The following is a 19,660-nucleotide window of genomic DNA, read 5'->3' as shown; positions in this document are numbered from 1 at the left end:
TTCTTTTGTGTCTGCGACAACTGCGGATGCGGGGAGAGAAGGACGAAAAAATGGTTGATAAGGTACCGATGACACAGGGTGGTTTCGTCAAGCTGCAGGAAGAACTGCGCTGGCGTCAGCAGGAGGAGCGCCCGCGAATCATCGAGGCAATCGCGGAGGCGCGCGCCCATGGCGACCTTTCGGAAAATGCCGAGTACCATGCCGCCAAGGAAGCGCAGAGCCACAATGAAGGCCGCGTTGCCGAGCTCGAAGACCTGACGGCGCGCGCCGAAGTCATCGATCTCTCCAAGATGTCGGGCGACAAGATCAAGTTCGGCGCCAAGGTGAAGCTCGTCGACGAGGACACCGAAGAGGAAAAGACCTATCAGATCGTCGGCGATCAGGAAGCCGACGTGAAGCAGGGCCGCATTTCCATCTCCTCCCCGATCGCCCGCGCGCTGATCGGCAAGGAAGTCGGCGATTCCATCGAAGTCAACGCACCGGGCGGTTCGAAGGCCTACGAAATCCTCTCCGTTTCCTGGGGCTGATCGCCCGCGCCCCCCTCTTCAAGAGCAGCCATTGCCGGATATCCGTGACGTCGAGATCATCGCGCCCAACCTGAAACGTCGGCTCTCCGGCGTCACGTCGACGATCGTCCAGCTCATCCCTTGCCAGATCCGGCTGGGGATCAGGATCGCGGCTCTCGGCCCCGGCCTTCCGCCGGAACTTCCGCGCCTGAAATGGCCGCAGCTTGCCGGCCTCTGGCGTCCACCCGCGAGACGGCGTCACCGGGTCTGGCACGCGCGCCGCAACAATGAGATGGCGGCCGGCATTCTCATGCGCCACGTGCTGCGCATGCCGCTGAAGCTCGTCTTCACCTCGGCTGCCCAGCGCCGCCATACCTCCTACACCCGCTGGCTGATCCGCCAGATGGATGCTGTCATCGCCACCAGCAGCCGTTCCGGCTCCTTCCTCAAGGTGCCGCACACGGTCATCCAGCACGGCGTCGATCTCACGCTTTTCCATCCGCCCGAGGGGGCTGACGATACGATCGCCGCCACAGGACTGCCCGGCAGCTATCTCGTCGGCTGTTTCGGCCGCGTGCGCCATCAAAAAGGCACCGATCTTTTCGTGCAGGCGATGATCGCGCTCTTGCCGCAACATCCGGGCTGGACGGCTGTCATTTCCGGTCGCGTCACCCCGGAGCACACGGCATTCGCCGACAAGCTGAAGGCCGATATCGCCGCAGCCGGTCTGACCGACCGCATCGTCTTCATTGGCGAAGTGCCTGACATCAAGGTCTGGTATCGCCGCCTGACACTCTATGTCGCCCCTTCCCGCAATGAAGGCTTCGGCCTGACGCCGCTGGAGGCCATGGCTTCGAAAACGGCCGTCGTGGCCTCTGACGCCGGCGCTTACGCCGAAATGATCGTGCCCGGCGAGAACGGCATCATCGTGTCCCCCGGTGACGGCAAGGCGCTGACTGCGGCGATCGCCACCTATCTGACTGATCCTGCCTTCGCCATTGTGCAGGGCGAAACGGCTCTGCGGCACGTGCGGGAAAATTTCGCGCTGGAAAAGGAAGCAACCGCGATCAGCCGGATTTACCAGCAACTTCTCGGCGCGTAAGCCGTTCATCAGACCACGGCAACGGACATATCAGGGAGGTAGGGACACGTAGATGTCGACCGCAAAAGACAACGAAAACCTGGTCAACGTGCTCTGCATGAAATGGGGGACGCTCTACGGCGCCGAATACGTCAACAATCTCTACCGCGGCGTCAAACGACACCTGAAGCGCCCGCATCGCTTTGTCTGCTTCACCGACAATACCGCCGGCCTCGACGAGGATATAGAAATCTTCCCACTGCCCGAGCTCGGCCTGCCGGCCGGCTCCAAGGATCGCCGCTGGCAGAAGCTTGCGCTCTTCCGCCGCGAGCTTGCCGACCTCAAGGGCATTGCCCTCTTCCTCGATCTCGACCTCGTCATCGTCGATGATCTGGAACCGCTCTTCCAGCATCCGGGAAAGTTCATCATCATCCGCGATGACGACCTCTTCCGTGCAAAACCGCTGCGCAAACTCACCCCTGCCCGCGACCGATTCCTTGCATCGGTCGGCAACAGCTCGGTCTTCCGCTACGAAATCGGTGCCCACGCCTATATTCTCGACTCTTATGTCGCCGATCCGGTGGCAGCCATGTCCAAATACGAGATTTCTCAGCAGTTCCAAAGCGCGCAGCTGGCAGCGCACGGAAACCTGCAATATTGGCCGCGTGAATGGTGCGTGAGCTTCAAGAATGCCTGCGTACCCCGCCACATCAGGAGCTTCTGGCGCGATCCCGAGCGGCCGCCGGAGGCCAAGATCGTCGTCTTTGCCGGCAGCCCGAAAATGAGCGAGGTTTTTGAAGGTGGCGGACAGAAATGGTATCGCCGCATCGGCAATACCGATTGGCTGCGCAAGGCCTGGCGGGGCTAGATTACAGCTCGACGAGCCCGAGCTTCTTCACTTGCCGGATCGTCAGCATGGTGCGAACGGTATCGACATGTTCGTTGGCCGTCAGCACCTCGATGACGAAGTCCTGGAAGCGGGTGAGGTTTTGGGCCACGCAATGCAGCAGGAAATCGCTGTCGCCGGACACCATCCAGGCCTGGCGCACCAGCGGCCATTCGGCTGTGGCGGCCGCAAAGGCCTTCAGGTTGGCTTCGGACTGATGCTTGAGGCCGACCATGCAGAATGCGACGAGATCAAGCCCAAGCTTCGGGCTGTTCAACATCGCGTGATATCCTTCGATGACACCCGCCTCCTCGAGCTTGCGCACCCGGCGCAGGCAGGGCGGCGCTGAAATTCCCACCCTGTCGGCAAGCTCCACGTTGGTCATGCGGCCGTCGGCCTGCAGTTCCCGCAATATCTTTATGTCGATAACGTCAAGTTCAGCGCGAACCACGCCCAGGCCTTTCTTTAATTCCCCGTGGGCAGCTTCTATATAAAGCGGCGGAATACGCAAGAAAGTTTCAGTGAGATGACGGAATCTTGCACGGCGCCCGCATTTGCCTTGTTGGTAATGCAAGGCTGCCCTTGAATAAAAGCATTGGTCGTTCATAAATGGCGCAGGGATCGCGAAACGGCCTTATTCGCCTCTTAGCCGCCGCATCCTGCTATCGAAAGGAAATTCCATGTCTGCCCGCCATACCAAGGTGCTCATTATCGGTTCCGGACCTGCCGGCTATACGGCAGCGGTCTATGCCGCGCGCGCCATGCTGAAACCGGTTTTGATCGCCGGTCTGGAACAGGGCGGCCAGCTCATGATCACCACCGATGTCGAGAACTATCCGGGCTTTGCCGATCCTATTCAGGGTCCTTGGCTGATGGACCAGATGCTGCAGCAGGCTCAGCATGTCGGCGCCGAGATCGTCAACGACCTCGTGACTGAAGTCGACCTCAACCAGCGCCCCTTCGTTGCCCGCACCGATAGCGGCCAGGTCTGGACTGCCGATACGCTTGTTATTGCGACCGGCGCCAAGGCCAAGTGGCTCGGTATCGAGAGCGAGCAGCATTTCCAGGGCTTCGGCGTGTCTGCCTGCGCCACCTGCGACGGCTTCTTCTATCGCAACAAGGATGTGATCGTGGTCGGTGGCGGCAACAGCGCCGTCGAAGAGGCGCTTTATCTCTCCAATATCGCGAAGTCGGTCACCGTCGTGCACCGCCGCGACAGCTTCCGTGCGGAAAAAATCCTGCAGGAACGTCTCTTCTCCAAGGATAATGTCAAGATTCTCTGGAACACCGAGGTCGCCGAGATCACGGGCACGCCGGCAAAGCCCCCCATGCCGCCGTCCGTTTCCGGTGCTCGTCTGCGCGACACCCGCACCGGCGCCGTCGCCGACGTCGCCATTGACGGCGTGTTCGTGGCGATCGGTCACGCGCCGGCGACCGAACTTTTCAAGGGCAAGCTGAAGCTGAAGGATAATGGCTATCTCTGGACCGCACCGGATTCGACTGCGACCAGCCTGGAGGGAGTCTATGCCGCAGGCGATGTGACGGATGATACGTTCCGCCAGGCGGTTACCGCCGCAGGCATGGGATGCATGGCCGCCCTCGAGGCAGAGCGTTATCTGACGGGTCACATGCCCGTTGCCGTAGCAGCGGAGTAACAGTGGCATGAGGGGTGGGGGAATGCCGTTGGACTGGGACAAGCTGCGTATTTTCCACGCAGCTGCCGAAGCCGGATCGTTTACGCATGCGGCTGACAAGCTGCATCTGTCCCAGTCGGCCATCAGCCGTCAGGTGAGCGCGCTGGAGCAGGATGTGGGCACCAAGCTCTTCCACCGCCACGCACGCGGCCTGATCCTCACCGAACAGGGCGAGTTGCTTTACCGCACGGCCCATGACGTGCTGCTGAAGCTCGAAACCGTGAAGATGCAGCTGACCGAGACGACGGAAACGCCGTCCGGCAAGCTACGCGTCACCACGACGGTCGGCCTCGGCCAGGGCTGGCTGACTGACAAGATCCAGGAATTCCTGCAGCTCTATCCCGACGTCCAGATTCAGCTCATCCTCGACAACGAGGAAGTGGACGTGAACATGCGCCATGCCGATTGTGCCATCCGCCTTCGCCAGCCGCAGCAGTCGGACCTCATCCAGCGCAAGCTCTTCACCGTGCATATGCACGTCTACGCGGCCCCCTCCTACATCAACCGCCACGGCGAACCGCAGACGATCGAGGATCTCGACAACCACCGCATCATCACTTTCGGCGAACCGGCGCCGAACTATCTGCTCGACGTGAACTGGCTGGAAATCGCCGGCCGTTCGTCGGACAATAAGCGCATTCCGCATCTGCAGATTAACAGCCAGACCTCGATCAAGCGCGCCTGCCTGCTCGGCATCGGCATCGCCTGCCTGCCGGATTATATCGTCGGCCGCGACCCTGGTCTGATCCAGCTGGCGATCAATGCCGACGTCCCCTCCTTCGATACCTATTTCTGCTATCCGGACGAGATCAAGAACGCCGCCAAGCTGAAAGCCTTCCGCGATTTCATCGTCAGCAAGGCCCGCAACTGGAACTTCTGATTTCCACTTTTATGGAACGAATTTCAATTCATGCAACCCACGCATGACTGACATGCACAAAAAAGGGTTGTTGTTTGCTCATTAAAGCACCATATCGCACATAGCTGATGCACACGGTGGCTTTTCCTCCCAGTTCCACCGCATTAGCTGTTCCCCTCTGGAGGTTTTTGACCTTCACACTTATAAGGGCCCTGGTTTTCCGGTGGCCCTCTTTTTTTGCCCGATTTTTGCTTTTTGCCTGAATTTTTATCGGCAGATACCGCAGTGCGGAAAAATTTTGTGCAGCGCATAGCTGACATGCACAAAAGACTATTGAAAGCTGCACAAAGAACCACCATATCGCTCATAGCCGATGCATTTTGTGGCTTCTCTCCCAGTGCCACCGCGTTGGCTGTTCCCCTCTGGAGGTTTTTGACCTTCACACTTAAAAGGGCCCTGGTTTTCCGGTGGCCCTCTTTTTTTGCTTAAAATTTAAGCTGACCGGAAAAATCGTCAGCTCACGCCTCCGTGATTTGCATATCGAAAATCATCGATCCATATATCGAAAAAATCCGATTTATACTTCGATGAATGACGATGGACAAAGACGAGATTCTCAAGGCGCTGGCCAACCCTGCCCGGATGGACATCCTCAACTGGCTGAAGAACCCGGAAGAACACTTTCCGACGCAGGAGCACCCGTTTGAAATGGGCGTCTGCGCCAGCCAGTTCGAACGCTGCGGCCTTTCCCAGTCCACAGTTTCCGCCCATCTTGGTACCCTTCACCGCGCCGGGCTCGTTACCAGCAAGCGTGTCGGCCAGTGGATCTTCTACAAGCGCAATGAAGAAACGATCGCCGCCTTCCTCCAACAGTTAAAGCAGGATCTGTAACCATGCCCCTAGCCCTGCTCGTCCTTGCCTTGAGTTCATTTGCGATAGGCACCACCGAATTCGTCATCATGGGCCTCCTGCCCGAAGTCGCCGCCGATCTTTCTGTGACGATCCCCCAGGCTGGCTGGCTGGTGACGGGTTATGCGCTGGCCGTTGCGCTCGGTGCGCCGATCATGGCGGTCGCCACCGCCAAGCTGAAGCGACGCTCGACGCTCATCATGCTGATGGCTTTCTTCATCGCCGGTAACCTGCTCTGCGCCATCGCACCCAATTACTGGGTGCTGATGATCGCCCGTATCGTCACCGCACTCTGCCACGGCGCCTTCTTCGGCATCGGCTCGGTCGTTGCCGCCAATCTCGTCAGCGAAGACCGCAAGGCCCGCGCCGTCGCCCTGATGTTCACCGGTCTGACGCTCGCAAACGTGCTTGGCGTGCCGCTCGGCACCGCCATTGGCCAGGCTTTTGGCTGGCGCTCCACCTTCTGGGTCGTTACCGCCATCGGCGTCGTCACCATTGCCGGCCTGATCGCCATCCTGCCGCGCGACAAGCAGGAAACGCAGAGCAACATCCTGCGCGAGATCGCGGCATTGAAGAACGTCCGCCTCTGGATGGCGCTCTCAGTGACCATCTTCTTCGCGGCCTCGATGTTCACGCTCTTCACCTACATCGCCCCGCTGTTGCGTGATGTCACCGGCATCTCGCCGGAAGGCGTCACCTGGACGCTGTTCCTGATCGGCATCGGCCTGACAGTCGGCAATCTCATCGGCGGCAAGCTGGCCGATTGGCGGCTTGGAGCCACGCTCGCCAGCGTCTTTGCTGTGATCGCGCTCACCTCCGCAGTCTTTTTCTACACCAGCCGCTTCGTTATCCCGGCCGAGATAACGCTCTTCCTGTGGGCTGCCGCAACCTTCGCTGCGGTCCCTGCTCTGCAGGTCGGTGTCGTCGGCTTCGGCAAGGATGCGCCAAACCTCGTCTCGACCATCAATATCGGCGCCTTCAACACCGGCAATGCGCTGGGCGCCTGGGTCGGCGGCATGGTCATCAATGCCGGTCTCGACTTCGTCCATGTTCCCCTCGCCGCAGCTGCCATGGCCCTGATCGGCCTCGGAGCGACGGCGCTCACCTATCTCTCCGGCCGGGCACAGACTAACCCCGCTACCGCCGAGTGATCCCCCAAGCAGAAAGGACCTTCCATGGCCAAGCTTTTCCAGCCGACGCAGGTCGGCGATATTTCCCTCAAGAACCATATCGTCATGGCGCCGCTCACCCGTAACCGCTCGCCGGGCGCAGTCCCGAACGATCTCAACGTCGAATATTACCGCCAGCGCGCTACGGCCGGCCTCATCATCACCGAAGCGACCGCCATCACGCATCAGGGCCAAGGCTATGCTGACGTTCCCGGCCTCTACAGCAAGGAAGCCCTTGATGGCTGGAAACGTGTGACGGACGCCGTTCATGCCGAAGGCGGCAAGATCGTCGTGCAGATGTGGCATGTCGGCCGCATCTCCCACACCGCACTGCAGCCGAACGGCGGCAAGCCGGTCTCGTCGACCAACCGTGTCGCCAAGGCCAAGACCTACCTCGTCAACGCCGACGGCACCGGCGCCTTTACCGAAACCTCCGAGCCCCGCGCACTCGAAGCCTCTGAAATCCCCGGGATCATCGAGGATTATCGCAAGGCCGCCCGCGCGGCGATCGATGCCGGCTTCGACGGCGTCGAAATCCACGCCGCCAACGGCTATCTGCTCGACCAGTTCATGCGCGACGGCGTCAACGACCGCACCGACGAGTATGGCGGCTCGATCGAAAACCGCACACGTTTCACCTTCCAGGTCGTCGAAGCCGTGACCAAGGAAATCGGCGCCCGCCGCACCGCAATCCGCATTTCGCCGGTCACTCCGTCGGGCGAATCCTATGATTCCAACCCGCAGGTGCTCTTCACGCATGTCGTTGAAGGCCTTGCCAAATACGACTTCGCCTATATCCACGTGATCGAAGGCCAGACCGGTGGCGAGCGCGACTATCGCCAGGGCGACAACCCGTCCTTCGACTACATTGCGCTGCGCGCTGCCTATGAGAAGGCCGACGGCAAGGCTGCCTGGATGGTCAATAACGGCTACGTCAGAGATATGGCGATCGAAGCCGTCGAAACCGGCACGGCCGATCTCGTTGCCTTCGGCAAGCCTTTCATCGCCAATCCCGATCTCGTCGAGCGCCTGGAAAAGAACCTGCCGCTCAACACCCCGGACCAGGCCACCTTCTACGGCGGCAACGCAAAGGGCTACATCGATTATCCTTCGCTCGAAAAGGTCGCCTGATCGTCTTAGACAAACAGAAATCCCGCCAACCGGCGGGATTTCCTTTTCAGGCCATTGCCGCTAGCTTACGCTAATGTTTTCTCCCTATCTCGAACGCTGGTCGCTGACTGCTGACGGCGAACCCATCATCACCCATTCGAGCCGCCTCCTGCCAGTCATCTGGCGGAGCAAGCCTGCCATGCTGAAAGTCGCAACCGACAGCAGCGAGCGCGAAGGTGCGTTGCTGATGAAGTGGTGGGACGGCGATGGTGCAGCCCGTGTCTATGCCCAGGAAGATGATGCAGTTCTGCTGGAGCGCGCGACGGATAAACGCTCGCTGCTGCATATGGCAATGAACGGCGAGGATGACGAGGCAAGCCGCATCATGTTGCGCACGGCGGCAAAGCTGCATGCGCCCCGCCCCACCCCTCTCCATGACTCCACGCCGCTAAAGCGCTGGTTCCGCGATCTAGAGCCGGCCGCCCTCACCCATGGCGCCACGTTTGCCGACTGCTGGAAAACTGCAAGCGCTTTGCTGGCCGAGCCACAACAGCTCAGCATTCTTCACGGCGATATCCACCACCGCAATATCCTCGACTTCGGCGAACGGGGCTGGCTGGCGATCGATCCCAAGCGTCTCTGGGGCGAACGCGGCTTCGACTTTGCCAATATTTTTGCCAATGAAGACCTTCCGACGATAACGGACCCCGCTCGTCTGAAGCGCCAGGTTGCGATCGTCTCCGAGGAGGCCGATATCGAGCCGACCCGCCTGCTCAAATGGATAGCCGCCTATTCCGGCCTTTCCGCCGCCTGGTTCCTCGAAGATGATGACCACGTGTCGGCAGAAAAGCCTCTGACTGTCGCCCGCATCGCGCTTGCCGAACTGGCCTAACCCGCCTTCCCGACGCTGGAGAGAGGTACCGTCGTCGCGCCACGCGGTTCCGGCAGGGAACCCTGCGCGATGAGCGTTGCGCGCACCGCCTCCTCGATCGGCGTGTGCGGCTCGGTTCCGAGTTCGGCGACCAACTTGTCGTTCCTCATACGCACTGTCACCTTCCAGAGGTAACGCATCTCCTTCAGCTCATTCATGACCGTCATGAAGGGAGCGAGCAGCGGTACCACGAACCAGGGGAAACGACCGATCTTCGCCGCGCCGCCGGCAACACGCCGGACCGCCTCCGCCATCTGCCGGCCATCGCCATCCCAGAAACCGTTCATGTGATAGCAGGCGAAAGCCGGGAGGCGCTCGGCCCGCTCGACGAGCTGCACCATCGTCTCGGCGACATCGGGCAGATAGGCCCATTGGTGACCGATACCCGGCCTGGCCGGATTCTTGATCGTACCAACAGGCTTGCCCGGCGTGGCAAATGCAGCGGAGAACCAGCTATTGTCAGTAGCACCCGGCCCGAAGAAATCGCCGGCACGAACGATGATGACGTGGGTGCCAGTTTCGGAAGCAGCCTTCAGGCGCTTCTCTGTCTCAACGCGGATCTTGCCCTTCTTCGTCACCGGATGTTGCGGACTATCCTCCGTCACGAGCGGAAAGACATCCGGCCCGAAATTATAGACGTTCCCTGGCAGCAAGATGCGCGCACCAACGGCGCGAGCCGCGACAATCGTATTGTCCAGCATCGGCAAAACCAGCTTCTCCCAATCGCGGTAGCCGGGCGGATTGACGGCATGAACGATAAGATCAGCACCTTCCGCGGCCTTGCGAACATCGGCGGCATTCATCGCGTCACCCTGCACCCACTGAAAGCCCTGCCCGCTCGCCGACACCTTGGCGGCGTTGCGGTTGAGCGCCCTGACCGTCCAGCCACGCGCCTGCAGCTTGCGGGCGACCGCGCCGCCGATACCGCCGGTAGCACCCAGAACGAGCGCCAGTTTCTTGTCCTGATATCCGCTGCTCATGATCATCTCCTTGTTCGATGAGACGACTATGCCTCCAGCCGCAGATAAACAAAATTGACTAAATAAGTTCCGCAGATATACATAAATATATGGATATCGAACCCAGTTGGGATTTCTACCGCTCCTTTCTCACCGTGCTGCGCCACGGATCACTCTCGGCCGCCGCCCGGGAACTCGGCCTGACGCAGCCGACGATCGGCCGCCATATCGATGCGCTGGAAGAGGCCGTTGGCACTGAGCTTTTCATCCGCTCCTCGAATGGTCTGCTGCCGACCGATGTGGCACTCGACCTCCAGCCCTATGCCGAAACGTTGGCGACGACGACGGCCGCCTTCCTGCGCACCGCATCAAGCCAGCGCGACAAGGTGGAAGGTACCGTGCGCATCAGTGCTAGCGAGGTGATCGCCATTGAGGTACTGCCGCCGATCATTGCCGATCTGCAGGAAGCCTATCCCGGTCTGCAGGTGGAGCTGTCAGCATCCGATGCGCTGGAGGATCTCATGAACCGGGAGGCGGATATCGCAGTGCGCATGGCTGAGCCGCAGCAGGACGCGCTGGTGGTACGGCGCATCGGCGATATTCCGCTCGGCTTCCACGCGCATCGCCGTTATCTGGAACGACACGGCATGCCTCAGAGCATGTCCGAGCTTGCTGGCCACCGCCTGATCGGCTTCGACCGGCAGACTGCCTATATCCGCATGATGCGCAAACTCTATCCGTTGATGGACGAACTCACCTATGCCTTCCGCACCAGCAATCATCTCGCGCATCTGACCGCTATCCGCGCCGGCATAGGCATCGGCATCTGCCAGACGGGGCTTGCCCGCCCGAACCCCGATCTCGTCCATATTCTGGCAGATGAATTCGAAATCCCGCTCGGCACATGGGTCGCCATGCACGAGAGCCTCAAGACCTCGCCGCGCTGCCGCATTACCTTCGACGCGCTGGTCAGGGGTCTGCTGAACTATCTCAAGTCATGCAAGGAAACGCGCGCCTGACGACGCGCTGAAAGACTCAGAAAATCGGCTGGAGATCAGGGCTCTGGGGAAACCTCGGGCGGACGGCCCTTGGTAAAAGCGTCCACCACCTCGGTCTCGGGACGATCGCCACCCTCGGCATATTCCTCATGCCACTTGCCCTGCGCATCCTGCCAACTGATCTCGGCGGAGTCGCCGCCGACCTGCTGCTCGGCCGCAACGATGCGGGCTGCTTCGAGCGCCTCGGAGTGACTCGGAAATGCCTCGGAATAGACGTCTCCAAGCTTGTAGGCCCAGCCGCCGTCATGCGGTACGACTTCGTAGACCACCTTGACCATGCATGTGTCTCCTCTTCTTATCGTTGCGCATCCGTAGGCTCCCGGATCATGTCCGGTTCAGCGCGGGCCGCTTGAGAAGATTTCGAGGACGCCGCGATCTGGGTTCCGGCTGCCGTATGAAAAGCAGTATTTCATTAATCGTCACAGACTGCAAATTTCATCAGTGACGAGTCTGCTTGCATAGAAAAATCACCGGCTTAGATTCCCCGAGGGAATCAAAATCGGCGCTGGTGGTAGACATGGCATTGCATCTTAAGGAAGAAAAATTCCTGATCGTGGCAGTCATCGTCGCTGTTATCGCTTACTTGCTGGAACATTCGGTCATGGATGCCGGCCGGGGCATGGCGCTTCTCGCCGCCGCCGCGCTGATCGCCACCATCGTGCTCGCCTCCATGCGCGTCGCCCATCACGCGGAACTGCTGGCCATCAAGGTCGGCGATCCCTACGGCACGATGATCCTGACGCTCTCGGCCGTCGCTGTCGAGGTCATCATCCTCGGCATCATGATGAGCGGCGAGGAAACGTCGCCGACACTCGTTCGCGACACGATCTATTCGGCTCTCATGCTCGATATCAACGGCATCCTCGGCCTAGCCGCCCTGCTCGGCGGCCTCAAGCATGGCGAGCAGCCCTATAACGACAATTCCGGCAAGACCTACGGCGTGATGATCCTGACCGCGATGGGCATCTCGATGATCGTTCCGGAATTCGTGCCCGACGACAAGTGGCACTATTATTCAGGCTTCACCATTATCGCCATGATCGCGCTCTACGGCCTTTTCCTGCGCATGCAGGTCGGCCAGCACAGCTATTTCTTCTCCTACAGCTATCCGCGCTCGGAACGGCAGAAGGAACATCCTGAAGAACACCACGACGAAGGATCGGTCGCGACCTCGATTACCATCATCCTCATCGGCGTGGTCATCATCGGTGCGCTCGCGGAATTCATGTCGGGCTTCATGAACGAAGGCCTGCGGGATAGCGGTGCTCCTGTGGCCGTGACCGCGATCGTGGTTGCCGCCATCTCCGCTGCTCCTGAAATTTTGACGGCCCTGAGGGCCGCACTCCGCAACCACATGCAGGCAACCGTCAACATCGCCATGGGCGCATCCCTCTCGACGGTTATCCTCACCGTACCGGTCATGGAAGCGATCGCGCTCTATACGGGCCAGCCCTTCATCATGGCCATGTCGCCGGTGCAGACGGTGATGGTCATGGTCACGCTGATCGCCGCGGCTATCAACCTCAACGACGGCGAGACGAATGCCATCGAAGGTATGACGCATTTCATCCTCTTCGCCACGTTCATCATGCTGACAGCGATCGGACTTTGAATCTGATATCAGCGACTTAGCGCCAAAAGCGGAATCGCTTTCGAAGCACGCTGAATCAAAAAGTGAGACAAAGAAAAAGCCCGCCATCTCTGGCGGGCTTTTTTGATGGGGCTGATGCTACCGATTACTTGCAGGCGCCGCAGAAACGCTGGATGCGGCGGCAAGCTTCCTCAAGCAGTTCTTCCGACGTCGCATAGGAGATGCGGAAGTTCGGGCCGAGGCCGAAGGCCGAGCCATGAACGACGGCGACGCCTTCCGATTCCAGCAGTTCGGAAACGAAATCCTCGTCCGTCTCGATGACTTTGCCGGACGGGGCTGTCTTGCCGATGAGCCCGGCGCAGGACGGATAGACGTAGAAGGCGCCTTCCGGCACCGGGCAGACGATGCCCTTGGCCTGGTTCAGCATGGAAACAACGAGATCACGGCGACCTTCGAAGATCTTCTTGTTCTCTGGAATGAAGTCCTGCGTGCCGTTCAGCGCTTCGACGGCCGCCCACTGGGCGATCGAGGTTGCACCCGATGTCTGCTGCCCCTGGATCATGTCCATAGCCTTGATCAGCTGGATCGGACCTGCCGCATAACCAATACGCCAGCCGGTCATCGCATAGGCCTTGGAGACGCCGTTCATCGTCAGCGTGCGGTCGTAGAGCTTCGGCTCGACTTCGACGGGGGTGACGAATTTGAAGTCGCCATAGGTCAGGTGCTCGTACATGTCGTCCGTCAGCACCCAGACATGCGGATGCTTCATCAGCACATCGGTCAGCGCGTTCAGCTCGTCATGCGTATAGGCAGCGCCCGTCGGGTTGGACGGCGAGTTGAAGATGAACCACTTGGTCTTCGGCGTGATCGCCTTTTCGAGATCGGCGGGCTGGAGCTTGAAGTTATGCTCCTGGGTGGCCGAAACGAAAACCGGTGTGCCGCCGCAGAGCGCCACCATCTCGGGATAGGACACCCAGTAAGGCGCAGGGATCACGACTTCATCGCCGGGGTTCAGCGTCGCCATGAAGGCGTTGAACAGGATCTGCTTGCCGCCCGTGCCAACGATCGTCTGCTCCCAGGAATATTCCAGACCGTTCTCGCGCTTGAATTTGGCGGCAATCGCCTTGCGCAGCTCGGGGATACCGGAAACAGGCGTGTACTTCGTCTCGCCGCGATTGATCGCGTCGATGGCGGCCTTCTTGATATTCTCGGGCGTATCGAAATCGGGTTCGCCTGCACCGAGACCGATCACATCACGTCCTTTGGCTTTCAGTTCGCGCGCCTTCTGAGAAACGGCGATGGTGGCTGAAGGCTTCACGCGGGAAAGGGCATCGGCAAGGAAGGCCATGATATCGGTCCTACAAGGTTGAAACGGGCAGAAGGCCGAGACCGGAGTTCTGCGCTAAGCTCTATGTCCAATGTATGACAGCATTTCAAGCGCAAAGGCGTGATGGCGGCGATGATTCTTATTGATCAATTGCCGCATCTGCATCCGGAACCTTGAACCGAGCTTCGACGAGTGAGCACAGGCGGCAGGTCCGGCCTCACGAAAACTTGAATCAGTTTCTGAAGTCGGGTCCGTTTATTCGTTAAGAATCAAGGTTATCGCCCGTTTACCATTTGCCACGAATAAGCCGCAACAAATGCCGCGGCATGCCGCAATTCGGTCGTGAGAGCGCCGAGATCAAACCGGTATTCTATCACCATCCGACACTGGTTATTGAGGGCATACCATGTTTCTGGAAGACGAACGCGCGGCGGGACGCATGCGTGCAAGCCGGGTTTCCCTGTCACTGATGGTAGCGGTCATCGCTTTTGCGAGCTGCGTCGTGGTGACGCTCTGCCTCTTTTCGATTGCCGAAGCCGGACCGGCCCTGGCTTCCGGTTCCCTCCACGCTTCCTATGCCGACCAGAAGATTACGGATGGCGTAGCGGTGCTTTTCACCGCGTTCGTCGCCGCAAACGGGCTTGCCATCTGGCTGCGTCGCATCAAGGGCCTTGTCCTCTCGGGAGGTCAGCGCGATGCCCGCTAAGCCGCAACGTTCCGGCTGGACCGAGGAAGCCGATACGTTCGAGCCGCTGCCGACCTATTTGGAACTTGCCATGGCCGCAGCGTCTGCCCACGAGGCACCGCCCGCACCGCCGAGACCCCGTCTCCCCGGACTTTCGATCGTCGAGAAACTGGTCGCCGTCGGTATCGTTTGCCTCGCCTTCTACGGCATGGCGCTGATCGGCTGCGGGCTTTTCCTGAAAGCTGAAGCAAAGCGCACCGGCTTCATCACACAACGGATGATGAGCGCCGAACTGCAACAGGCTGATTTCGATCCCCGCTTCCCTGCCCGCGTAATCAACTGACCTGCTCTCATCAACCCGAGAACACAAAACCGTTATGGAGTGCCGATTACCGTTGAAGCGCCCCATCCCCCGCGCCACCTTCCCCTCAAACTGACGACGGGGATTATGATGGACGCCATTTCGACTTTCCGTTTTGCCGCGCTGCTCGCAGGGGCCGCTGCTTTTGCAGGTCCAGTCCTTGCCCAGACCGGGGACGTCGTCAGGACGCAGGAAGTTTCGGTTCGTGTCCAGAAGCTCGCCGATGGGCTGGAGCATCCCTGGGCGGTCGAGGTCCTGCCTGACGGTGGCTATATCGTCACGGAGCGGCCGGGGCGGCTGCGCATCATCCGCGACGGCAAGGTTTCCGATCCGATCGATGGCGTGCCAAAAGTGAGCGCCCGCGGACAGGGCGGCCTGATGGATGTCGCGCTTGCCCCTGATTTCGCCACCAGCCGAAAGCTCTATCTGACCGCTGCAACCGCCAGTGACCGGGGCTCCGGCACCGAGGCTTTCAGCGCCACGCTCTCCTCGGATGAAAAGAGCCTCAAAAACGTCACGCCCATTTTCACCATGCGGCACTTTACCCGCGGGAACATCCAGTACGGCTCCCGCATCGCGATCGCCCCCGACGGCTCGTTGTTCATCAGCGTCGGCGACCGCGGTGACCGCAACCGTTCGCAGGACTGGAAGGATGATGCCGGCTCCATCATCCACCTTAATGCCGATGGCAGCATTCCCGCCGACAATCCCTTCAAGAATAGCAGCAAAGCCCTACCGGAGATCTGGTCCAAGGGCCATCGCAACCCGCAGGGCATCACCTTCGATAGTGCCGACGGCAAGCTCTACACTGTCGAGCATGGCGCAAAGGGTGGTGACGAGATCAACAATCCCGAGCCCGGCAAGAATTACGGCTGGCCTGTTATCACCTATGGCCGCGACTATTCCGGCGCCAAGATCGGCGAAGGGACAGCAAAGGAAGGGCTCGAGCAGCCCCAGCACTATTGGGATCCGTCGATCGCTCCGGGCGCTCTCGTCGTCTATCGCGGCAAGATGTTTCCCGAATGGAACGGCAATTTCATCGTCGCCGCCCTGAAATTCCAGTTGCTGTCGCGCATGCAGCGGGATGCGAGCGGCGCCTTCACTGCCGAGGAGCGCATGTTCGAAGGCGATTACGGCCGCATCCGCGATGTGATCGTGGCCCCCGATGGCGCATTGCTGATGGTAACCGACGAGAATGATGGCGAATTGCTTCGGGTTTCCCGCGCCGCAGACCGGGCCGGCTAAAGCGAATTCCGCAATTCCTTGCGGATCATAAATTTCAGCCCCGACCATATATCGTCGATGGCGCAGACCTTGACGTCGACGAGACCTGTCGGCAACAGGATCTCTCTTAATGCATCCTCGGTAATACTGGTCGGCACCTTCGAACTCTTCTTCGGCCAGGATATCCAGACCATGCCATCCGGCCTGACGACGCGGATTAGCGCCCCCGCCATCTCTTCCAACGCCACACGACGTGTTTCGAAGACGTGGATATAATCGAATTGCCGGTCAGAGGCCGTCGGCAAGACCCGTTCGACCGCAGCAAAACCCTCGAACCCGCCGATCTCGGCCAGCCCATCGGGAACATTGATGAGCAAGGCCGCCTGTCCTGGTTTAAGCCCCAGCTTCCTTGTGAGCGGCGTGCCGGAATATCCTGCCGTCATTGGCGCTTCCACACGAGTGGCCATGTTGCCGGACCGCCATCAGCCCTGGCATCGCATTCCTCCTTGATGCGCACTTCCTCAAGAACAAGGAAATCCGTGTTATCAGGCTCGGCTACACGCCAGGTATAATAGCTGCCGCAATCGCCCATGCCACGTGCCTTCACGAAGGAGGTGAAATGCCTCTCCGTCGCATCGTAGCGGATGTTGAAAGCCGTATCGCCGGTCGTTTCTGAAAACTTCAGCGGAAAGACCGTTCGAGAAATCTGGCTGCCATAACCGCCGTAGATCGCGAAAGGCATGTTATAGGCACCAGCCGGGCCGCAGGGCACGATGATCAGTCTCTTCCCGGTCTCGTCGGTCACTTCGAGGGCGTCGCCATGGGCAAGCCGCTGCTCTTCGATGTGGCAGTCGCCATCATCAGGCTCGACATCCGCGCGCACCACATCGGGCAGATCGGCAAAGCGTACAATCGGCCGGACGGGTGATGAAGCCTCGGCCGAAGCGTCCCAAGGCCCTGCCAGAACAACTGCCGTAACGGCCGCAATCAATTGCCGCTTCATCCATGTCTCCGAACCATTTGAAGAATTCTCATCCTTGTCGAAAAGAGATGCGCCTGCTAACCCGGCAGCATACTCTTAAATGCTTCCCAAACATTGAGGGCGAGATGACGCGCGTTCAGGCGAACCTCCTTCTATTGCTCGCAGCCGCTATCTGGGGCGGCGGCTTCGTCGCGCAGTCGACGGCAATGAAGGCGATCGGCCCCTTCTGGTTCATCGGCCTGCGCTTCGCCATCGCCGCACTTGCCACCCTGCCTTTCACACTCATCGAAGCGCGCAAGGCGAAGGTCGCAACCAACCGCCGACATCTCGGCCTCTATTTGATGATCGGCCTTGCGCTCTTTGGCGGCGCGTCGACACAGCAGATCGGCCTGCAGACGACGACCGTCACCAATTCCAGCTTCATTACCGGGCTCTATGTAATCTTTGTGCCGCTGATCGCCGTCTTCTTTCTGCGCCGCTCGCCGCATTGGATCATCTGGCCGGGCGCCATCATGGCCGTGTCAGGCATTTACATGCTGTCGGGCGGCCAGCTTTCGGCCCTGACGGTGGGGGATCTGCTGACGGTCGTCTGCGCCATCTTCTGGTCTGTCCAGATCACGCTTGCCGGTACGACGGTCGGCGAAACGGGCCGACCGCTTGCGCTGTCCAGCGCCCAGTTTGCAATCACGGCAGTCTGTGCGCTGATCATCGCCGCCGTTTCCGAACCGGTCAGCCTGTCAGATATCCGCGCGGCTGCACCCGAAATCCTCTATGTCGGCATCTTCTCCTCGGGCGTCGCCTTCGTGCTGCAGGTCGTCGCCCAGCGCTACACCACGCCGTCGCAGGCCGCGATCTTCCTCTCCGCCGAAGCGCTGTTTGGCGCGACGCTCGCCGCACTTCTTTTGGGCGAGAGCATGCCGCCACTCGGCTATATCGGTTGTGCGCTGATGTTTATCGCTATGCTTGTAGTCGAGCTCGTGCCCGAAATGACCCGCCGCCGCTCGCAGACGGCCTGAACACGCGTCCATTTATGGGGCGTTTAATGCCATCTGGAATTTTTTTTAAGCGAGCGACAAGACGCGCTATCGTTGCATTTTTGGTAAAATCTGCCCGGAACTTATATTGCAGACGATATAAAACGTTAATCATTTGCTCCCCGCGGCGGATTTTTTGCGTTTTTGCGAAAACAGGCCATATTTGCGGGTGTGTTCTTAGGGACACGTTAAAAAACTTTTGCTTGCCAAAATCCTTCAAACGCAGCACTCTTCGCGCGTTCGGGCATTTTGCGAGCATGGGAAGTCCTTAAGAATTTGCGAGCCGGAAACGCTAATATTCCGGTCAGCCGGTCCCAAAAAACAGCAGGCGTTAAGTCCTGTCTGGAACCGGCGGAGGTAGAGGGGACCTTTTTCTCACATTTCAAGATCTGCCTGCCAGCGTCTTCGCAAGAAGGCAATAGCGTAATGCTGCCCGTGTGGATGGCGGGCGGAGACAAAAGGACCTGAGGCATGGCCGAGACTGGCACTGTAAAATTCTTCAATACCGACAAGGGCTTCGGCTTTATCAAGCCGGACAAGGGCGGCGCCGATATCTTCGTTCACATTTCTGCCGTTCAGGCTTCCGGTCTGGCCGGTCTGACGGAAAATCAGAAAGTAAGCTTCGACACGGAGCCGGATCGTCGCGGCAAGGGCCCAAAGGCCGTCAATCTGCAGATTTCAGGCTGAACCCTCGTATAGGCGTGGAATTCGAGTTGAAGCCCGGCAGCCATGCCGGGTTTTGTCGTTCAGACTCCATTCAGCATGACGCCGCTAGTTTCGGAACCATTGAGAAGGGGCCGCTTCCGGTTCCCGATACTGGGATTTTATCGCCATGAACAGGCTTGCAAAGACCATTCTTCTGACGGCAACCGCCGCTGCCTTGACCCTCTCGGCCATCGGCGAAGCTTCAGCTGGCGACCGTTACTGGCGTCGTGGCCATGACCACGGCAACGATGCACTGGTCGGCGGTGCTGTCGGCCTTGCTACCGGCCTGATCGTCGGCTCTGCCATCGCCAATGCCAATAATGGCCCGGTCTATGAAGAGCGCCGCTACATCGACCCGCCGGTCTATGAGCCGGAATATGCTCCGCCCCCGGTTTACCGCGCGCGTCCGGTCTACTCCGAGCCGGTCTATGGCCGCCCTGTCTACGGTCGCTCGGTCGGCGCCATGGAACCCTGGAGCGCTCAGTGGCAGCGCTATTGCTCCTACCGCTATCGCAGCTTCGATCCGCAGAGCGGCACTTATGTCGGCAATGACGGTCGCGAGCACTTCTGCGTCGCAAGCTGATAGGCT

23 protein-coding genes are annotated in these 19,660 nt (G+C 59.7%); 17 read left to right on the top strand and 6 right to left on the bottom strand.

Annotated features, from left to right (window positions below; translation table 11 throughout):
* The first annotated feature begins 50 nt into the window (after positions 1 to 50).
* The 3 genes from greA to H4W29_RS16000 are packed head-to-tail and all read left to right on the top strand — an operon-like array spanning position 51 to position 2,455.
* A complete protein-coding gene (greA, locus tag H4W29_RS16010) occupies positions 51 to 527 on the top strand; it encodes a transcription elongation factor GreA (RefSeq protein WP_113325123.1) in 477 nt (158 codons plus the stop codon).
* A gap of 31 nt (positions 528 to 558) precedes the next feature.
* A complete protein-coding gene (locus H4W29_RS16005; protein WP_192729778.1) occupies positions 559 to 1,608 on the top strand; it encodes a glycosyltransferase family 4 protein in 1,050 nt (349 codons plus the stop codon).
* Positions 1,609 to 1,660: 52 nt separating this feature from the next.
* Positions 1,661 to 2,455, top strand: coding sequence for a hypothetical protein (locus tag H4W29_RS16000; protein ID WP_192729777.1), 795 nt, complete (start codon positions 1,661 to 1,663; stop codon positions 2,453 to 2,455).
* A 1-nt stretch (position 2,456) separates the two neighbouring features.
* Here the strand turns inward: H4W29_RS16000 and H4W29_RS15995 are convergent, their stop codons facing one another.
* Positions 2,457 to 2,924: an Lrp/AsnC family transcriptional regulator gene (locus tag H4W29_RS15995; RefSeq protein ID WP_112564538.1), complete on the bottom strand. Its 468-nt coding sequence runs from the start codon at positions 2,922 to 2,924 to the stop codon at positions 2,457 to 2,459.
* A gap of 229 nt (positions 2,925 to 3,153) precedes the next feature.
* Here H4W29_RS15995 and trxB point away from each other — a divergent pair, with 229 nt between their 5' ends.
* The 6 genes from trxB (at position 3,154) to H4W29_RS15965 (ending at position 9,106) form a co-directional block, all read left to right on the top strand.
* Positions 3,154 to 4,128 (top strand): thioredoxin-disulfide reductase, encoded by a 975-nt coding sequence (gene trxB, locus H4W29_RS15990; protein WP_192729776.1) that lies wholly within the window; start codon positions 3,154 to 3,156, stop codon positions 4,126 to 4,128.
* A gap of 22 nt (positions 4,129 to 4,150) precedes the next feature.
* Positions 4,151 to 5,047 carry a LysR family transcriptional regulator VtlR gene (locus H4W29_RS15985; protein WP_112543602.1) on the top strand — a complete coding sequence of 299 codons (897 nt, stop codon included), beginning with the start codon at positions 4,151 to 4,153 and terminating at the stop codon, positions 5,045 to 5,047.
* Between the two features lie 576 nt (positions 5,048 to 5,623).
* Positions 5,624 to 5,917 carry an ArsR/SmtB family transcription factor gene (locus H4W29_RS15980; RefSeq protein ID WP_007824305.1) on the top strand — a complete coding sequence of 98 codons (294 nt, stop codon included), beginning with the start codon at positions 5,624 to 5,626 and terminating at the stop codon, positions 5,915 to 5,917.
* A 2-nt stretch (positions 5,918 to 5,919) separates the two neighbouring features.
* Positions 5,920 to 7,086: an MFS transporter gene (locus H4W29_RS15975; protein WP_192729775.1), complete on the top strand. Its 1,167-nt coding sequence runs from the start codon at positions 5,920 to 5,922 to the stop codon at positions 7,084 to 7,086.
* A gap of 24 nt (positions 7,087 to 7,110) precedes the next feature.
* Positions 7,111 to 8,235: an alkene reductase gene (locus tag H4W29_RS15970; RefSeq protein WP_192729774.1), complete on the top strand. Its 1,125-nt coding sequence runs from the start codon at positions 7,111 to 7,113 to the stop codon at positions 8,233 to 8,235.
* A 73-nt stretch (positions 8,236 to 8,308) separates the two neighbouring features.
* Positions 8,309 to 9,106 carry an aminoglycoside phosphotransferase family protein gene (locus H4W29_RS15965; protein WP_192729773.1) on the top strand — a complete coding sequence of 266 codons (798 nt, stop codon included), beginning with the start codon at positions 8,309 to 8,311 and terminating at the stop codon, positions 9,104 to 9,106.
* Here the strand turns inward: H4W29_RS15965 and H4W29_RS15960 are convergent.
* Positions 9,103 to 10,125 carry an NAD(P)H-binding protein gene (locus H4W29_RS15960; RefSeq protein WP_192729772.1) on the bottom strand — a complete coding sequence of 341 codons (1,023 nt, stop codon included), beginning with the start codon at positions 10,123 to 10,125 and terminating at the stop codon, positions 9,103 to 9,105. The genes H4W29_RS15965 and H4W29_RS15960 overlap by 4 nt on opposite strands.
* Before the next feature lie 89 nt (positions 10,126 to 10,214).
* On the opposite strand from H4W29_RS15960, the gene H4W29_RS15955 reads away from it, so the two are divergent.
* Complete coding sequence (locus H4W29_RS15955) at positions 10,215 to 11,123, top strand: LysR family transcriptional regulator (protein WP_192729771.1); 909 nt, start codon at positions 10,215 to 10,217, stop codon at positions 11,121 to 11,123.
* Between the two features lie 35 nt (positions 11,124 to 11,158).
* Here the strand turns inward: H4W29_RS15955 and H4W29_RS15950 are convergent, their stop codons facing one another.
* Positions 11,159 to 11,440: a DUF2188 domain-containing protein gene (locus tag H4W29_RS15950; RefSeq protein WP_192729770.1), complete on the bottom strand. Its 282-nt coding sequence runs from the start codon at positions 11,438 to 11,440 to the stop codon at positions 11,159 to 11,161.
* 239 nt (positions 11,441 to 11,679) lie between these two features.
* Between H4W29_RS15950 and H4W29_RS15945 the strand changes: the two genes are divergently transcribed.
* Positions 11,680 to 12,774, top strand: a complete 1,095-nt coding sequence (locus H4W29_RS15945; protein ID WP_192729769.1) for a calcium:cation antiporter — start codon at positions 11,680 to 11,682, stop codon at positions 12,772 to 12,774.
* 124 nt (positions 12,775 to 12,898) lie between these two features.
* Here H4W29_RS15945 and H4W29_RS15940 read toward each other — a convergent pair whose 3' ends face one another.
* Positions 12,899 to 14,101, bottom strand: coding sequence for a pyridoxal phosphate-dependent aminotransferase (locus H4W29_RS15940; protein ID WP_192729768.1), 1,203 nt, complete (start codon positions 14,099 to 14,101; stop codon positions 12,899 to 12,901).
* Between the two features lie 385 nt (positions 14,102 to 14,486).
* Here H4W29_RS15940 and H4W29_RS15935 point away from each other — a divergent pair, with 385 nt between their 5' ends.
* The 3 genes from H4W29_RS15935 (at position 14,487) to H4W29_RS15925 (ending at position 16,371) form a co-directional block, all read left to right on the top strand.
* Positions 14,487 to 14,786, top strand: coding sequence for a hypothetical protein (locus tag H4W29_RS15935; protein WP_192729767.1), 300 nt, complete (start codon positions 14,487 to 14,489; stop codon positions 14,784 to 14,786).
* A complete protein-coding gene (locus H4W29_RS15930; RefSeq protein WP_192729766.1) occupies positions 14,776 to 15,108 on the top strand; it encodes a sortase in 333 nt (110 codons plus the stop codon). The genes H4W29_RS15935 and H4W29_RS15930 overlap by 11 nt, the downstream gene beginning before the upstream one ends.
* Positions 15,109 to 15,216: 108 nt before the next feature.
* The gene (locus H4W29_RS15925; protein ID WP_192729765.1) at positions 15,217 to 16,371 is read left to right on the top strand and encodes a PQQ-dependent sugar dehydrogenase; all 1,155 of its coding nucleotides are present in this window, start codon (positions 15,217 to 15,219) and stop codon (positions 16,369 to 16,371) included.
* Here H4W29_RS15925 and H4W29_RS15920 read toward each other — a convergent pair.
* Together H4W29_RS15920 and H4W29_RS15915 are read right to left on the bottom strand one after the other, a co-directional pair.
* On the bottom strand, positions 16,368 to 16,817 hold the full coding sequence (locus tag H4W29_RS15920; protein ID WP_192729764.1) for a hypothetical protein: 450 nt from the start codon (positions 16,815 to 16,817) through the stop codon (positions 16,368 to 16,370). The genes H4W29_RS15925 and H4W29_RS15920 overlap by 4 nt on opposite strands.
* A complete protein-coding gene (locus H4W29_RS15915) occupies positions 16,790 to 17,353 on the bottom strand; it encodes a DUF1176 domain-containing protein (protein WP_192729763.1) in 564 nt (187 codons plus the stop codon). The genes H4W29_RS15920 and H4W29_RS15915 overlap by 28 nt, the downstream gene beginning before the upstream one ends.
* 104 nt (positions 17,354 to 17,457) lie before the next feature.
* On the opposite strand from H4W29_RS15915, the gene H4W29_RS15910 reads away from it, so the two are divergent.
* The 3 genes from H4W29_RS15910 (at position 17,458) to H4W29_RS15900 (ending at position 19,654) form a co-directional block, all read left to right on the top strand.
* Positions 17,458 to 18,348: a DMT family transporter gene (locus tag H4W29_RS15910; protein WP_192729762.1), complete on the top strand. Its 891-nt coding sequence runs from the start codon at positions 17,458 to 17,460 to the stop codon at positions 18,346 to 18,348.
* Positions 18,349 to 18,837: 489 nt separating this feature from the next.
* Positions 18,838 to 19,053, top strand: coding sequence for a cold-shock protein (locus H4W29_RS15905; protein ID WP_007824341.1), 216 nt, complete (start codon positions 18,838 to 18,840; stop codon positions 19,051 to 19,053).
* A 145-nt stretch (positions 19,054 to 19,198) separates the two neighbouring features.
* Entirely contained in the window at positions 19,199 to 19,654 is a 456-nt protein-coding gene (locus tag H4W29_RS15900; protein ID WP_192729761.1) for a BA14K family protein, read from the top strand.
* Positions 19,655 to 19,660: the final 6 nt, after the last annotated feature.

The sequence above is a fragment of the Rhizobium viscosum genome (genome assembly GCF_014873945.1).
Taxonomy (GTDB): Bacteria; Pseudomonadota; Alphaproteobacteria; order Rhizobiales; family Rhizobiaceae; genus Rhizobium; species Rhizobium viscosum.
Note: the sequence above shows the minus strand (reverse complement) of the source record. Positions and strands in the feature narration are given on the sequence as shown.

Bases quoted from the DNA above. Each gene is read 5' to 3' on its own strand.
- H4W29_RS15900 (WP_192729761.1), top strand. From the start codon at position 19,199: ATGAACAGGCTTGCAAAGACCATTCTTCTGACGGCAACCGCCGCTGCC.
- H4W29_RS15965 (WP_192729773.1), top strand. From the start codon at position 8,309: ATGTTTTCTCCCTATCTCGAACGCTGGTCGCTGACTGCTGACGGCGAA.
- H4W29_RS15905 (WP_007824341.1), top strand. From the start codon at position 18,838: ATGGCCGAGACTGGCACTGTAAAATTCTTCAATACCGACAAGGGCTTC.
- H4W29_RS15940 (WP_192729768.1), bottom strand. From the start codon at position 14,101: ATGGCCTTCCTTGCCGATGCCCTTTCCCGCGTGAAGCCTTCAGCCACC.
- H4W29_RS15910 (WP_192729762.1), top strand. From the start codon at position 17,458: ATGACGCGCGTTCAGGCGAACCTCCTTCTATTGCTCGCAGCCGCTATC.
- greA (WP_113325123.1), top strand. From the start codon at position 51: ATGGTTGATAAGGTACCGATGACACAGGGTGGTTTCGTCAAGCTGCAG.
- trxB (WP_192729776.1), top strand. From the start codon at position 3,154: ATGTCTGCCCGCCATACCAAGGTGCTCATTATCGGTTCCGGACCTGCC.
- H4W29_RS15930 (WP_192729766.1), top strand. From the start codon at position 14,776: ATGCCCGCTAAGCCGCAACGTTCCGGCTGGACCGAGGAAGCCGATACG.
- H4W29_RS15955 (WP_192729771.1), top strand. From the start codon at position 10,215: ATGGATATCGAACCCAGTTGGGATTTCTACCGCTCCTTTCTCACCGTG.
- H4W29_RS15925 (WP_192729765.1), top strand. From the start codon at position 15,217: ATGGACGCCATTTCGACTTTCCGTTTTGCCGCGCTGCTCGCAGGGGCC.
- H4W29_RS15920 (WP_192729764.1), bottom strand. From the start codon at position 16,817: ATGGCCACTCGTGTGGAAGCGCCAATGACGGCAGGATATTCCGGCACG.
- H4W29_RS15960 (WP_192729772.1), bottom strand. From the start codon at position 10,125: ATGAGCAGCGGATATCAGGACAAGAAACTGGCGCTCGTTCTGGGTGCT.
- H4W29_RS15935 (WP_192729767.1), top strand. From the start codon at position 14,487: ATGTTTCTGGAAGACGAACGCGCGGCGGGACGCATGCGTGCAAGCCGG.
- H4W29_RS15975 (WP_192729775.1), top strand. From the start codon at position 5,920: ATGCCCCTAGCCCTGCTCGTCCTTGCCTTGAGTTCATTTGCGATAGGC.
- H4W29_RS15985 (WP_112543602.1), top strand. From the start codon at position 4,151: ATGCCGTTGGACTGGGACAAGCTGCGTATTTTCCACGCAGCTGCCGAA.
- H4W29_RS15950 (WP_192729770.1), bottom strand. From the start codon at position 11,440: ATGGTCAAGGTGGTCTACGAAGTCGTACCGCATGACGGCGGCTGGGCC.
- H4W29_RS15945 (WP_192729769.1), top strand. From the start codon at position 11,680: ATGGCATTGCATCTTAAGGAAGAAAAATTCCTGATCGTGGCAGTCATC.
- H4W29_RS16000 (WP_192729777.1), top strand. From the start codon at position 1,661: ATGTCGACCGCAAAAGACAACGAAAACCTGGTCAACGTGCTCTGCATG.
- H4W29_RS15970 (WP_192729774.1), top strand. From the start codon at position 7,111: ATGGCCAAGCTTTTCCAGCCGACGCAGGTCGGCGATATTTCCCTCAAG.
- H4W29_RS15915 (WP_192729763.1), bottom strand. From the start codon at position 17,353: ATGAAGCGGCAATTGATTGCGGCCGTTACGGCAGTTGTTCTGGCAGGG.
- H4W29_RS15980 (WP_007824305.1), top strand. From the start codon at position 5,624: ATGGACAAAGACGAGATTCTCAAGGCGCTGGCCAACCCTGCCCGGATG.